This is a genomic window from Ornithinibacillus caprae (genome assembly GCF_009728145.1).
GTDB lineage: Bacteria > Bacillota > Bacilli > Bacillales > Amphibacillaceae > Ornithinibacillus > Ornithinibacillus caprae.
Genome location: NZ_WOCA01000009.1, coordinates 96,019 through 109,692, shown reverse-complemented (window position 1 = coordinate 109,692; position 13,674 = coordinate 96,019). Strand labels below are relative to the sequence as shown.

The 13,674-nt window shown below is 35.4% G+C and carries 11 protein-coding genes; 5 read left to right on the top strand and 6 right to left on the bottom strand.

The features are described 5' to 3' along the window. Positions 1 to 168 precede the first annotated feature (168 nt). The 3 genes from rnr to secG all read right to left on the bottom strand — a co-directional run bounded on the left by rnr (position 169) and on the right by secG (position 3,561). A complete protein-coding gene (rnr, locus tag GMD78_RS12610) occupies positions 169 to 2,367 on the bottom strand; it encodes a ribonuclease R (protein ID WP_155669173.1) in 2,199 nt (732 codons plus the stop codon). A 55-nt stretch (positions 2,368 to 2,422) separates the two neighbouring features. Further along, on the bottom strand, positions 2,423 to 3,169 hold the full coding sequence (locus GMD78_RS12605) for an alpha/beta hydrolase (protein ID WP_155669172.1): 747 nt from the start codon (positions 3,167 to 3,169) through the stop codon (positions 2,423 to 2,425). Between the two features lie 158 nt (positions 3,170 to 3,327). Continuing rightward, on the bottom strand, positions 3,328 to 3,561 hold the full coding sequence (gene secG, locus GMD78_RS12600; protein WP_155669171.1) for a preprotein translocase subunit SecG: 234 nt from the start codon (positions 3,559 to 3,561) through the stop codon (positions 3,328 to 3,330). A 185-nt stretch (positions 3,562 to 3,746) separates the two neighbouring features. Here secG and GMD78_RS12595 point away from each other — a divergent pair, with 185 nt between their 5' ends. Both GMD78_RS12595 and ptsP read left to right on the top strand, forming a co-directional pair. After that, positions 3,747 to 4,649, top strand: coding sequence for an alpha/beta hydrolase (locus GMD78_RS12595; RefSeq protein WP_155669170.1), 903 nt, complete (start codon positions 3,747 to 3,749; stop codon positions 4,647 to 4,649). Between the two features lie 139 nt (positions 4,650 to 4,788). Further along, complete coding sequence (gene ptsP / locus GMD78_RS12590; protein ID WP_155669169.1) at positions 4,789 to 6,501, top strand: phosphoenolpyruvate--protein phosphotransferase; 1,713 nt, start codon at positions 4,789 to 4,791, stop codon at positions 6,499 to 6,501. Positions 6,502 to 6,772: 271 nt separating this feature from the next. On the opposite strand, the gene GMD78_RS12585 is transcribed toward ptsP, so the two are convergent. Then, positions 6,773 to 7,351, bottom strand: a complete 579-nt coding sequence (locus tag GMD78_RS12585) for a nitroreductase family protein (protein ID WP_155669168.1) — start codon at positions 7,349 to 7,351, stop codon at positions 6,773 to 6,775. 50 nt (positions 7,352 to 7,401) lie between these two features. Beyond that, the gene (locus tag GMD78_RS12580) at positions 7,402 to 8,373 is read right to left on the bottom strand and encodes a nucleoside hydrolase (protein WP_155669167.1); all 972 of its coding nucleotides are present in this window, start codon (positions 8,371 to 8,373) and stop codon (positions 7,402 to 7,404) included. 179 nt (positions 8,374 to 8,552) lie between these two features. Between GMD78_RS12580 and GMD78_RS12575 the strand changes: the two genes are divergently transcribed. From GMD78_RS12575 to GMD78_RS12565, 3 genes are read left to right on the top strand one after another with little or no spacing between them, the layout of a single operon-like run. Beyond that, positions 8,553 to 10,070 (top strand): spore germination protein, encoded by a 1,518-nt coding sequence (locus GMD78_RS12575; RefSeq protein WP_425495057.1) that lies wholly within the window; start codon positions 8,553 to 8,555, stop codon positions 10,068 to 10,070. A gap of 8 nt (positions 10,071 to 10,078) precedes the next feature. After that, the gene (locus GMD78_RS12570) at positions 10,079 to 11,179 is read left to right on the top strand and encodes a GerAB/ArcD/ProY family transporter (RefSeq protein WP_246187651.1); all 1,101 of its coding nucleotides are present in this window, start codon (positions 10,079 to 10,081) and stop codon (positions 11,177 to 11,179) included. Then, complete coding sequence (locus tag GMD78_RS12565) at positions 11,176 to 12,246, top strand: Ger(x)C family spore germination protein (RefSeq protein WP_196493809.1); 1,071 nt, start codon at positions 11,176 to 11,178, stop codon at positions 12,244 to 12,246. Before GMD78_RS12570 ends, GMD78_RS12565 begins: the two co-directional genes overlap by 4 nt. A 116-nt stretch (positions 12,247 to 12,362) precedes the next feature. On the opposite strand, the gene eno is transcribed toward GMD78_RS12565, so the two are convergent. Then, complete coding sequence (gene eno, locus GMD78_RS12560; RefSeq protein WP_155669165.1) at positions 12,363 to 13,649, bottom strand: phosphopyruvate hydratase; 1,287 nt, start codon at positions 13,647 to 13,649, stop codon at positions 12,363 to 12,365. Between the last annotated feature and the right edge of the window lie 25 nt (positions 13,650 to 13,674).

The following is a 13,674-nucleotide window of genomic DNA, read 5'->3' as shown; positions in this document are numbered from 1 at the left end:
TTAATTAGTTTTTACCTAAGGCAACTTTTTTCAGTTAGGTATATTTTATTCTATTCAATCAAAAAATGCAATACAAATTATTTGAAAATATCGAAGGAAATAAAAAAGACTAATTCTATATTTTTTAACATACAGAATTAGTCTATGCACTATACATATGATATGCGCCTATTTTTTCTTTTTAGCTCTTATTTTCTTGGAAGGACTTTTTCTTCCTTTTCTTTCTCCAGGTTCACCACCTGATACAATTTCGAAATCAATAGCATGTTCATCCATATTTACAGCAGTGACCTTTACTTTCACTTCTTGTCCAATTCGGTATACTTTTCCTGTTCGTTCACCAATCATGGCATAATGTTGCTCATCAAAATGGTAATAATCATCCGTCAAGTAACTAACATGAACTAAACCTTCAATTGTATTCTCTAATTCAACAAATAAACCAAAGCTTGTTACGGAACTAATAACTCCTGTATATTCCTCACCAATACGTTCCTGCATATATTCAGCTTTTTTCAAATCGTCTGTATCTCGCTCGGCATCAACTGCGGTTCGTTCCTTAGCTGAAGTATGCCTTGCGATCTCAGGTAATTTATCCTTCCAGCTGCCAATTGTTTTCTGGTCTATTGTTTTTTCAATTAAATACGTACGAATTAACCGGTGAACAATCAGATCCGGATAACGACGAATTGGTGATGTAAAATGGGTATAAAATTCCGTCGCAAGTCCAAAATGCCCGATTCCTTGAGGATCATACTTTGCCTGTTTCATAGACCGTAGCATCAGCTTTGAGATAATCATTTCTTCCGGTTTTCCTTCTGCTGCTTCCAAGACTTTTTGTAAAGCTTGTGGATGTATTTCATTCGATGTACCTTTTACACGGTAACCAAGACCACCTAAAAACTCAAAAAAGTTCTGTAATTTTCCTTCATCAGGATCTTCATGGATTCGATGTATGAATGGAACATCCATCCAATGGAAATGCTCAGCAACTGTTTCATTTGCTGCAAGCATGAATTCTTCAATTAATTTTTCCGCTACAGATCGCTCTCGAATCACAACATCTTGAGCTTTACCCTCATCATCAACAATCACTTGTGCTTCTTTAAAGTCAAAATCAATTGCACCACGACCAAATCGTTTTTTTCGCAATATCTCAGCAAGTTTTTCCATTTCCTCAAACATCGGTACCAACGGTTTATAGCGATCACGAACTTCTTCATCTTTATCGACCAAAATTCGATTAACATCCTTGTACGTCATTCTTTCCGTTGTCTTAATAACACTTTGGAAAATTTCATGGTTAACCACTTTACCCGATGAATCAATTTCCATCTCGCATCCAAGAGTAAGCCTGTCCACTTGTGGATTTAAGGAACATATTCCGTTAGATAGACGATGTGGGATCATCGGAATCACTCGGTCAACTAAGTATACACTCGTCCCACGCTCAAAAGCTTCCTTATCAATTGGCGAGCCCTCTTTAACATAATAACTAACATCAGCAATATATACACCAAGCTTATAATTACCATTATCAAGTTTCTTAACCGTGACTGCATCATCGAGGTCTTTTGCATCTGCTCCATCAATAGTTACGATAACCTCGTCCCTTAAATCGCGTCTATTCGCAATTTCTTCTTCTCTAATGGTTTCTGGTGTTTGTGATGCTTGTTCTAAAACCTCATCTGGAAAATCCACTTTTATTCCATGTTTATAAATAATCGAAATAATATCAATACCAGGATCATTCTTGTGACCGAGGATTTCTATAATTTCTCCCTCAGCACTCATTCGACCTTCAGGATATTTTGTTATTCTAGCAATAACCTTATGTCCGCTAACAGCCCCATTATTCTGGCTTTTAGGAATGAAAATATCGTTCGGAATACGTTTATCATCCGCAATAACAAATCCAAATGATTTATTATCCTCGTATGTTCCAACTATTTCCGTAACGGCACGTTCGAGTATACGAATAACCGTACCTTCAGGACGATTACCATCTGCATTACTTTTCTCAATTCGAACAAGAACTCGGTCATTATTCATCGCTGAAGCTAAATCAGAATGATGAATATAAACATCCGATTGTTCTTCATCATCAGGAATTAAAAAAGCAAATCCCTTTGCATGCATTTGAATTTTACCACGGATTAAGTTCATTTTTTTTGGAAGTCCAAAGCGGTTTTTACGAGTACGTACAAGTTCACCTTGATGTTCAAGCTCATTTAGTGCTTTAACTAACTCCTTAAAATCAACTGCGTCGTCGATTTCTAGTTCTTCTTCTAATTCATGAACAGCTAATGGCTTCCTATCATGATCTTTAAAGTATTTTCTAACTCTATCTATCATCTCATTATCCATCTACTACACCCTCTTTCCTCTAGTTATTAGTGTGAACATTTTTTTGAAAAGGTAATCATGTTTCCCAATCCAATGTCTCTAAAAATGTATAAATATCTTCATGCAATTGTTCTTTTTCCTGATCAAGGGTTATTACATGACCAGATTCTTCATACCATCTTATTTCTTTTTCGTCTGCCTCAACATTTTCATAAATATATGTAGCACTCTCTGTATTAATCATTTTGTCTTGGCGAGCTTGAACTACCATTGTTGGTGTATAAATGGTATCGATATTACGTTTTACCTCTTGGATTAGCTCTCCTAATTGTGTAAACATCCGCTTGGAGTTTTCCATCAATGATTCTAATTCCTGACTAATTATCGAATCATCTTTTCCTTCAAGCTGTTTATATTCTTTCGAAAATGTTTGAAAACCACTTGTTAGTTGTGTTTCATTATCAAAAAACATGGGAGAACACATTGGTATGATTGCTTTTATATTTTCCGAATATGCAAGTTTTAATCCTAATACTCCACCAAGTGAAAGGCCAGCAACAGCTATTTCTTTATATCCAAGTTCCTTTACGTGTTCAAATGCTTGTTTCACATCATCCCACCACTGGTCTGGATTAGATTTAATTAATTCCTCCGGCGGCAATCCATGTCCTCGATAGATTGGAGCATGACTTGTATACCCTTTCTTTTCCAAAAATCTTCCCAGCATGCGGACATCAGCAGAGTGTCCAGTGAATCCATGTAATAATAAGACAGCTCTTGGCCCAGCTTCAAACGTAAAAGGTTTTGGTTGTACAATCTTCATTTTCGTAAATCTCCTTTATTTATCCCTATATTCTACTTTACCCTTTATACAATATACTACAACAACTATTAGAAAACTTGTTTTTTGCGTATACTAGGGAACTTTCCTCCCCGCCACACTAAAAAACCCTTATCACTATTTGTGATAAGGGTTAGTTCCTATTGTAATACGTATGCACTTAGGAAAGCTAGTACAAAGAATAATACACCTGTAATAATTGTTCCTCGGTGTAGAACAAGGTCAATTCCTCGAGCCTTTTGTTTCCCAAATAGTTGTTCAGCTCCACCTGAAATTGCTCCAGAAAGACCTGCACTAGTACCACTTTGCAATAAAACTAAAACAATCATAATAATTGCATCAATTACTAACAATACATTTACAACACCAGCCATGTTTCCATGACACCTCCTGTGCAGACAAATAGCTACTACTAACTTTAGCATATTTTAAGTAAAAATATCAAGAGAATTTTTTGAAATCTATATACACTTGTCATCTAATAGCTCCCATTCGCTATTCTTTCTTCTCTACCTTATTATTAAAAGTAGAATGGTTGACTAGATCGGGGGAAATGATGATGAGAGATAGTTTTTGGTTAACGACGGATGACCAGACCGAGATTTATTTGGAAAAGTGGTATGATCCTACCATTGCTCCAAAAGCAATTGTTCAGCTTGCCCATGGTATGGTTGAACACATCAGACGGTATGATGACTTCGCTAATTTTTTACTAGAACATCAAATTTTTGTTTATGGCAATGACCACCGTGGCCATGGAGAAACTGGAAAAAGACAAGGACTTATGGGATATCTTGCGGACGAAGATGGATTTCATAAAACAGCGAATGACCTTGTTGAAATTACAAATTATATAAAGAAAGAATACACCGATACACCACTTTACCTGTTTGGTCATAGTATGGGATCATTTTTAGTTCGTTACTATATCCAACAACACAGCCAATTGATTGATCGGGTTATTCTATCTGGAACTGGTTACTATTCAAACATAAGTACGTTTACAGGAATGAAAATTGCTAGTAAGCTACCGCCAAAAGAAAAATCTCCCCTAATGAATAAAATTGCTTTTGGTGGTTTCAACCGGAAAATAAGTCATCCTAAGACCAATTTTGATTGGCTCTCAAGAGATGATGATATCGTCCATGCTTATATGGAGGATCCGTATAATGGATTTATTCCAACCGCCAGATTCTTCTATGATCTAATGAATGGACTACATGCCATTCATAATCGTGAAAAAAATAAAGGAATTCGACAAGATCTTCCTATCCTTTTAATTAGTGGAGATGCTGATCCAGTAGGAAACTTCGGTCAAGGAGTATGGAAAACAGCTAACCTCCTGAAAAATGCTGGTCTAAATGATGTAACAACCATGCTCTTCGAAGGCGGGCGTCACGAAATTTTAAATGAAGTAAATAAACAGCAGGTTTATGAATCCATTCTTCGTTGGATACACTAGTCACACAATGTTCACATTCAAACGCTTACATAGTAACCACTTTTTAGCAATGAGGTCTATGACTTGAATCGACAAAAACAAAACGTTTAAAATAAAAACGGATTGATTTTTGATTATTTATAGAAGGGTTGGTCGAATTATGTCAAATATCCAAGGGATTGCAGCATCATCTGGAATTGCGATTGCGAAAGCCTATCAGCTGCAAACACCTGATTTATCATATGAAAAGGTAGCCATTGATAATCCTGATCAAGAGGTTGAAAGATTAGACGAGGCTTTAACTATTTCTAAGCAAGAACTAGAGAAGATTAAAGCACATACACAAAAAGAGCTTGGAGATGAGCATGCAGAAATATTCTCCGCTCATTTATTAGTTTTAGGTGATCCTGAACTTATTAATCCGATTAAAGATAAAATTAAAAATGAAAACGCTATGGCAGAAGCAGCGTTAGAAGAAACAGCAAACATGTTTATTAGTATGTTCGAAAGCATGGATAACGAATATATGCGCGAACGTGCTGCTGACATCAAAGATGTTACCAAACGTGTAATGGCTCATTTATTAGGAGTAAGCTTCCCTAACCCTGCATTAATTGATGAAGAAGTTGTTGTGATTGCAAATGATTTGACACCATCTGATACAGCACAATTAAACCGTCAATTTGTAAAAGGTTTTGCAACTGATATTGGCGGTCGTACTTCACACTCTGCTATTATGGCACGTTCTCTTGAAATTCCAGCAGTAGTTGGAACAAAAGAAGTAACAAAGACTATTTCGCAAGGGGACCTTGTAATTGTTGATGGAATTGATGGAAATGTAATCGTAAATCCTTCAAATGATGAAGTAGCTACTTACCGTGAAAAACAAGAAAATTTTGCTAAGCAACAAGAAGTTTGGGCGCAATTAAAAGACGAGCCTACATTCACTTCTGATGGGGAACAAGTTGAATTAGTAGCAAACATTGGAACGCCTGATGATGTTACTGGTGTACTTAATAATGGTGGTGAAGGTGTTGGCCTTTACCGTACAGAATTTTTATATATGGGTAAAAACGAATTGCCATCTGAAGAAGAACAATACGAGGCATATAAATCTGTTTTAGAACAAATGGGTAATAACCCAGTTGTAGTTCGTACATTAGATGTTGGTGGAGATAAGGAATTACCTTACTTGGATTTACCAAAAGAATTAAATCCATTTTTAGGATTCCGTGCCATTCGTTTCTGTCTAGATAACGAGCATGTATTCCGTCCACAATTACGTGCATTATTACGTGCAAGTGTTCATGGTAACCTAAAAATCATGTTCCCAATGATTGCTACATTAGAAGAGTTCCGTCAAGCGAAAGCAATTTTACTTGATGAAAAAGAGAACTTGAAAAATGAAGGCATTGAAGTATCTGACTCCATAGAAGTTGGAATTATGGTCGAAATTCCTTCAACAGCTGTTATTGCAAAACAATTTGCCAAAGAAGTTGACTTCTTCAGTATTGGAACAAATGACTTAATTCAATATACAATGGCTGCTGACCGTATGAATGAACAAGTATCTTACTTATATCAACCATACCACCCAGCAATCTTAAGCTTAGTAAACAATGTCATTGAAGCAGCTCATAGCGAAGGAAAATGGGCTGGAATGTGTGGAGAAATGGCTGGAGATCCAATTGCCATTCCAATACTGCTTGGACTAGGACTAGATGAATTCAGCATGAGTGCAACATCTATCTTACCAGCACGTACACAAATTAAAGGCTTATCTAAAAAAGAACTAGCTTCTTACAAAGACAAACTATTATCCATGTCAACTGCTGAAGAAGTTGTTGCATTTGTTAAGGAAAAGACTGAATAAGATATAGTAAAAAACACGTTAGGCGCTTAGAGCGTTTAACGTGTTTTTGGTGTTCTTTTTAAATACATGGTTGAGGTTAGTTTATGATATCTACAGGGCTTTATCGTGTGTCCGATGGTTTCTCTTATCTGTCCGATGTTTCCGTTCTCGCGTCCGATGTTTCCGATCCTGTGTCCGATGTTCTCGCTTCTGTGTCTGATAATTCCTCACTCGTGTCCGATGTTCTCACTTTCGTGGCCGATGTTCCCGCCCTCGTGTCCGATAATTCCACTCAGGTATCAATAATCTTCATTTTCTCTTCAATCGAAGTTCTTCCCTTATCACGGGGAATTGCTTTTGGATAACCAATTTGAAGGACAGCTGCAATTTTAACCCTCTTTGCATCTAGTTCTATTGCTTCATAAAATTCTGGATCATGCATGTATGGTGTAATCGTCCATAGCATACCAACTCCATATTCCCAAGCTGCTAATTGTGAGTTTTGTATAAATGCACAGACAGCTGCATATTCTTCCTCATATCGTACAGGGTCCTCTTCTCTTTCAAAATAGATCACAGCGTGGTGAGGAATAGCCAACAAAAATTGCTTCATCGATTCAATCATCTTTAACGTTTTGGGTTCATTGTCAGGTTTAATCATACCAATTCGTTGATAACTTTCAATAATTGCATTTACAAAGGGTTGTCTACCTTCTTCTTGATACAACATAATATTCCATGGTTCTTTCATATAATGGGATGGAGCGTAAGAACCAAAGCTAAAAATTTCTTTCAAAATATCCGTGTCAACTAACACTTCTTTAAAATTATAAATTGATCTTCGTTTTTTTATCGTGTCTAATATTGTCATCCGACTCCCCCCTAGAACCTTATACTATCAGATTATGAGAATAGTCGCATTTATTGAGGTGTTCTCCCCGTCATTACAGACATGAAATCTTCAAAAAACTTTTCATAATCAAAATTAAATGCAATTCGATGTCCTTTTATTTCTTTTTCAGCTTCTTCTTCCAAGCTACCAAACGGTCGAATATCGGCAATACTTTGTCCTCGCTCCGTCCCTTCTTTTGCTTGGACAATATGAACTGGTAGCTCCCGAAAACCAAACATATCTTCCCGGTCAACTGCCATGAGAGTGATCACATCGTGTAAAGGGCTACCTTGAGTGTTTGGATTTCTTTGCTTATAGAAATTATAATAATAATCTATTAGTGGCTTAACAATATCAATTTCTCCGACTTGATCAATATAGTCGACCATTTCTGGAGTGGCAATTGCATATTCCGTTACATTTAGAGGGATAATCGTAACATTTTCAGCATAAGTAAGTACAATTTGGGCTGCTACTGGATCACCGTGGAAGTTAGCTTCAGAAACAGCTGTTACATTACCGGGAACCCAAAAGGCTCCCCCCATAATATAGTATCCCTTCACATTTTCCATGGTTTCAGGATATAAAAGAAACATTGTAGCTAGAGATGTCAATCTACCAATATTTACGATAATTAATTCATTTTTATACTCTTCTATAACATCAATTATTTCATAGAAATTTTCAAACGTAACATCTTCTCCAGCAGTTGGTGGTGTAATTGGTCCAAGGCCGTATTCTCCGTGGATTTCTGTTACAAATTCTGGAAGTTCAGATGTCATAGGGATCTCTGCTCCTGATATAACGGTTAGATTAGCAACTTCTTCTGTATCAAATAAACTCCTAACATATTCTATATTTGCAATAGCGTTATCCCTTGGAATATTACCATAATCTGCTACAATACCAACAATTTCAATTGCTTCACTCATATATCCATAAATAAGTGCAATCGTGTCATCAATCCCAACATCAGCAAATATTAAAACTTTTTGAGCCATAAAATCACCCTATCCTCTTCATTTTACTTATATTTATTATCCAAAAATCTTGTCCTATGCTATTTCTTCCTAGATAACACCTATTATCATATAAGACATCCTTTGGATAAAAAATGCAAATTCTACACAAGCTATTACTTAAGTAAAATATTTAATTTCGTAATTACAAGGTGAATGGAATGAACTTTCTCAAGTGGTTATCCTCAAAAGGAAATAAACTGACTAAACAGGAAAAGGATCCTGAATTGGATCAAACAATAGATAGCCTCTTGGATCAGATGAAGGCCTCGAAAGATTTTATTCATTTTGTCCATAACAAGGGCTCCAATAATATGTATTGTTTTTATTTTAAGTCATTAGTTGATTCTGAGATTATTCATCGTGATATTCTCCCATATGTAAGTGATGAAATTACATCTCTAGAAGAAATAAAAGCAAATGTACCTATAGAAAAAATTGAAATAACGACGGATATAAAAAAAATCCAAAACCAATTATTAACTGGGTCTTTTCTCATTAAAATGAGTGAAAGAAGTGAAGAAGTAGTACTAATCACTGCTGAATTAAAGCAATCTCGTGAAGTATCAATTCCTGAGGTTGAGTTTAGTGTAGTTGGACCAAAAGAGTCATTTGTTGAGTCGATCGATACCAATATCAATTTAATTCGTAAAAGACTACCCATACCGGAACTGCGATTAGACGAATTCCAGGTCGGTAAACTTTCAAAAACAAAGGTTGCAATATTTTCGATTGAAGGAATTACCAATAAAGAAAACCTTAATACTGTTATTCAAAGAATTCAAGACTTGGAAATAGACACGATAAACGATAGTTCTTATATAGCACAATTAATTTCAGATAATCGAAATTCTCCCTTCCCTCAGATTATTGATACAGAACGCCCTGACCGATTGGCATCCGTTCTAGCCGAAGGTAAGGTGGGAATTATTGTAGATGGAGCTCCACACGCGTTAATAGCTCCTACAACACTTGTCGAATTTTTCTCAGCTTTTGAAGATTATTTCTTAAATTGGATTACTGCTTCCTTTTTTCGACTCATTCGATTATTTTCCGTCATGTTTTCTATCATGGTTACACCCTTATATGTAGCAGTTTTAACGTACCATTATGAATTAATCCCTAAAGATTTACTAGGGATTTTAGTTACTAGTAGAAGAGAAATACCTCTTCCACCAATATTAGAAGCTATTTTTTTAGAATTAGCGATTGAATTACTTAGAGAAGCTGGGGCTCGACTTCCTACCAAAGTTGGACAAACAATTGGTATCGTTGGAGGAATCGTTATCGGAACAGCATCTGTAGAAGCAGGATTAACAAGTAATGTACTCCTAATTATGGTAGCTTTAGCAGCTCTAGCATCATTTACAACACCTGTATACAAAATGAGTAATACCATTCGATTGATTCGATTTCCATTTCTATTCATGGCACACTTATGGGGTTTACTAGGAGTTGCAATATGTTTTTGCTTTATACTCGGTCATTTACTTCGTTTAACATCGTTGGGCAGACCATTTTTAGAACCATTGTACCCACCTCGCATACAAGATTTAAAAGATGCCTTTATTCGATTGCCCTTATCCTTTCAATCAAAACGGCCAGTCGAATTACAGACAGAAGACACAATGCGTTTTAATTCAAAAAAAGCTAAAGAAAAAAAAGAAATTGACGAGTAGGGATTTTATTGAAAAAATTGCAACGAACAGTTAATGAAAAGTATATGGTATCTCCGTTTCTAGCATTTTTTCTAATTCATTCCATCCAGTTTGGTATTGGAATTTTAAATTTCCAAGGAAAAATAATTGAAAGAGTTGGAAATGATGCATGGATTGCTGTAATCTTTGGCGGAATACTCATTCATATTATCATATGGTTAATATTTAAAATCCTAATAATTGGTAATGGTGATTTAATTACAATTCATTACGATGTATTTGGAAAATGGATAGGTGGCTTCTTCAGTCTTGTCTGGATTCTATATTTTTGGGCGATTGGGATCATTGTGCTAAGAACCTATGTTGAAGTTATCCAAGTGTGGATGTTCCAAGATATTAGTGTTATTTTCTTTACCATTACTTTCTTGCTTTTAGTCTATTATATAGTTTCTGGTGGTTTTCGAATTGTTACTGGAATCAGTTTCCTTGGGGTTGTAATTCCAGCTTATCTTTTATTAACACTTATCTATCCATTAAATCAAACAGAGTTTCGAAATATCCTTCCCATTTGGGATCATTCAACGACTGAAATCCTTCTTGCATCAAAAGACATGACACTAAGCTTTTTAGGTTTTAGTACATTACTTATGTTTTATCCCTACTTAAAACATGCTAATAAATCAAAATTGTGGGTGCACGGAGCTAATTTTATCACGATGTTCATTTATTTAGGAATAATGATTATATCGCTTGCTTACTTTTCCCAGAAACATTTGTTACGCTATCATTCACCAACTCTAACCATGTGGAAATCCGTTGAACTACCATTTGTTGAGAGATTTGAATATGTTGGAATTTCCTCGTGGGCATTAATTATTCTACCTAATATTTGCTTAGCCTTTTGGGCGGCTTCCCGTGGGATGAGACAGCTATTTAGATTCAGTCAACGAAAAGCTCTAATTGGAATGTTACTGTTCACTATTTTCCCAGTCTATATTATTAAAGAACGTGAACATATTGAAGTTCTAAATGACTATATATCTCATTTTGGTTTTTATTTAATTACTTGTTATCTTCCAATTTTATTAGTGGTCACTTATTTTCGAAAAGGGAGGAGAAAAAAACATTGACTCGATCAATTTGTATATTATTTTTTTTAATTGTCGTACTTTCTAGTTGTGTAAACAAAGAAATACTTGATGATGTTCGTATAGCAACTGCTGTTGGTTTTGAATTAGCAGAAAATGAAGAACTTAAAGTTACAGCAGTTGTACCTAATTATATGCCGGACAAAACCATTACTAATGAGGTAGCCACTGAAACCGCACGTATCAATAAAGAAGCAAGAGAGAAGCTAGATAGAACAAAATCTAGACCTTATGTGAGTGGAAAAATAGAAGTGCTAGTTTATAGTAAAGAAATTTCTGAAAAGGGATTGATGCCCTATATAGATTCTTATTTTAGAGACCCTACTGTTGGATCAAAAATATTTTTAACTGTGACCGATTCTGATATTCAGGGATTATTACAATACCAGTACGGTACACGAGACAACGGCATGTACATATCCGATATGATTGAGCATAACATTAACGTTGGATCTCTTCCTACAACAAACTTTCATGATTTTTTGAATTCTTATTATGCTGAAGGAAAAGACCCTTTTTTACCACTTATACGGCAGATTGATAATGAGATAAAGATTATTGGCAATGCATTATTTAAAGATGACAAATTAGTTGGAGAAATTCCTGAAGATAAGCTTTTTACTTTTAAGTCCTTAATGGATAGGAAGACAAGTCAAGATAGTATTACGATAGAAATGGATAAAGAAAAATATGCCTTTTTACACAAAATTAAAAGCAATCGGACATTTAAATTTGATAATGTGGAAAAAACAAAAGAATTTACTATTAATATAAATATCGAGGGCTTAATACATGAATATTCAGGAGGAAAAATTGACAAAAAGATGGCAGAAGAGATTACCAAAAAAACAAAAGAGCAAATTACCTCTCAAGCAGAAGAAATGATTAAAACGTTTCAAGAATTAGAAACGGATCCATTAGGGTTAGGAGAACATGTAAGAAGTCACACCAAAAATTGGGATTCTAAAAAGTGGTACGAAACATATCCTAACCTTAATGTTACTGTTAATACGAAAGTTAAGTTAACGGAAACAGGAATTATTGAGTAAAATAGTTTGAAAATAATCATGCAAAAAGTAGTGGCCTTTTCTCCATTCACGAGAAAAGGCCACTACTTTTTATACTTTCTAATTAACGTTGTGATGCTGGAATTAAATGTTATTGATTATTTTTTCAAGTTATAGAATGAGTTTAATCCACCATATTCACCCATACCAGCTAATTCATCTTCAATACGTAGTAATTGATTGTATTTCGCTACTCGGTCTGTTCGTGATGGTGCACCTGTTTTAATTTGACCAGCATTTGTTGCAACAGCAATATCAGCAATTGTTGCATCTTCTGTTTCACCAGAACGGTGAGAAATAACTGCTGTATAACCAGCACGCTTAGCCATTTCAATTGCTTCAAATGTTTCTGTAAGTGTACCAATTTGGTTAACTTTAATTAAGATGGAGTTACCAACACCTTGTTCAATCCCTTGAGAAAGTTTAGCAGTGTTTGTTACGAATAAGTCGTCACCAACTAATTGTACACGGTCACCAATGCGTTCTGTTAATAGTTTGAAACCTTCCCAGTCATTTTCATCTAAACCATCTTCAATTGAAATGATTGGATACTTGTTGATCATTTCCTCATACCAGTTAACCATTTCTTCTGAAGTACGTACAACACCTTCACCTTTTAGATTATATTTACCATCTTCGTAAATTTCAGAAGCTGCTACGTCCATCGCAAGTTGCACTTCTTCACCTGGTTTATAACCAGCTGCTTCAATTGCTTCTACAATTGTTTGTAACGCTTCTTCGTTAGAACCTAAGTTTGGTGCAAATCCACCTTCATCACCAACACCTGTGTTATAACCTTTAGATTTCAATACGTTTTTCAATGAATGGAAAATCTCTGCACCTGTGCGTAGTGCTTCTTTAAATGTTGGAGCAGCAACAGGCATTACCATAAATTCTTGGATATCTACGTTATTGTCTGCATGCTCTCCACCATTCAAGATATTCATCATTGGTGTTGGTAGAGTTTTAGCATTGAATCCACCTAAGTAGTTATATAACGGTTGCTCTAAATAACTTGCAGCAGCGTGGGCACAAGCCATAGAAACACCTAAAATAGCATTAGCACCTAATTTACCTTTATTTTCTGTACCATCTAGATCGATCATTAACGCATCGATAATGTTTTGACGAGTAACATCGATACCGATTAGTTCTGGAGCAATTACATCATTTACGTTGTTAACTGCTTGTTGAACACCTTTACCTAAATAACGGCTTTTATCTCCATCACGTAATTCTACTGCTTCGTATTCACCAGTAGATGCACCACTTGGTACAAGTGCTGAACCAAACGCACCTGATTCTGTAAATACTTCTACCTCAACTGTTGGATTTCCACGGGAATCTAATACTTCACGTGCATAAACGTCTGTAATATATGGCATGTAAAATCTCTCCTTTAATTATATT

Excerpts from the sequence above, each read along its gene's own strand:
- rnr (WP_155669173.1), bottom strand. The coding sequence starts at position 2,367 with ATGGATAATGAGATGATAGATAGAGTTAGAAAATACTTTAAAGATCAT.
- GMD78_RS12605 (WP_155669172.1), bottom strand. The coding sequence starts at position 3,169 with ATGAAGATTGTACAACCAAAACCTTTTACGTTTGAAGCTGGGCCAAGA.
- secG (WP_155669171.1), bottom strand. The coding sequence starts at position 3,561 with ATGGCTGGTGTTGTAAATGTATTGTTAGTAATTGATGCAATTATTATG.
- GMD78_RS12595 (WP_155669170.1), top strand. The coding sequence starts at position 3,747 with ATGAGAGATAGTTTTTGGTTAACGACGGATGACCAGACCGAGATTTAT.
- ptsP (WP_155669169.1), top strand. The coding sequence starts at position 4,789 with ATGTCAAATATCCAAGGGATTGCAGCATCATCTGGAATTGCGATTGCG.
- GMD78_RS12585 (WP_155669168.1), bottom strand. The coding sequence starts at position 7,351 with ATGACAATATTAGACACGATAAAAAAACGAAGATCAATTTATAATTTT.
- GMD78_RS12580 (WP_155669167.1), bottom strand. The coding sequence starts at position 8,373 with ATGGCTCAAAAAGTTTTAATATTTGCTGATGTTGGGATTGATGACACG.
- GMD78_RS12575 (WP_425495057.1), top strand. The coding sequence starts at position 8,553 with ATGAACTTTCTCAAGTGGTTATCCTCAAAAGGAAATAAACTGACTAAA.
- eno (WP_155669165.1), bottom strand. The coding sequence starts at position 13,649 with ATGCCATATATTACAGACGTTTATGCACGTGAAGTATTAGATTCCCGT.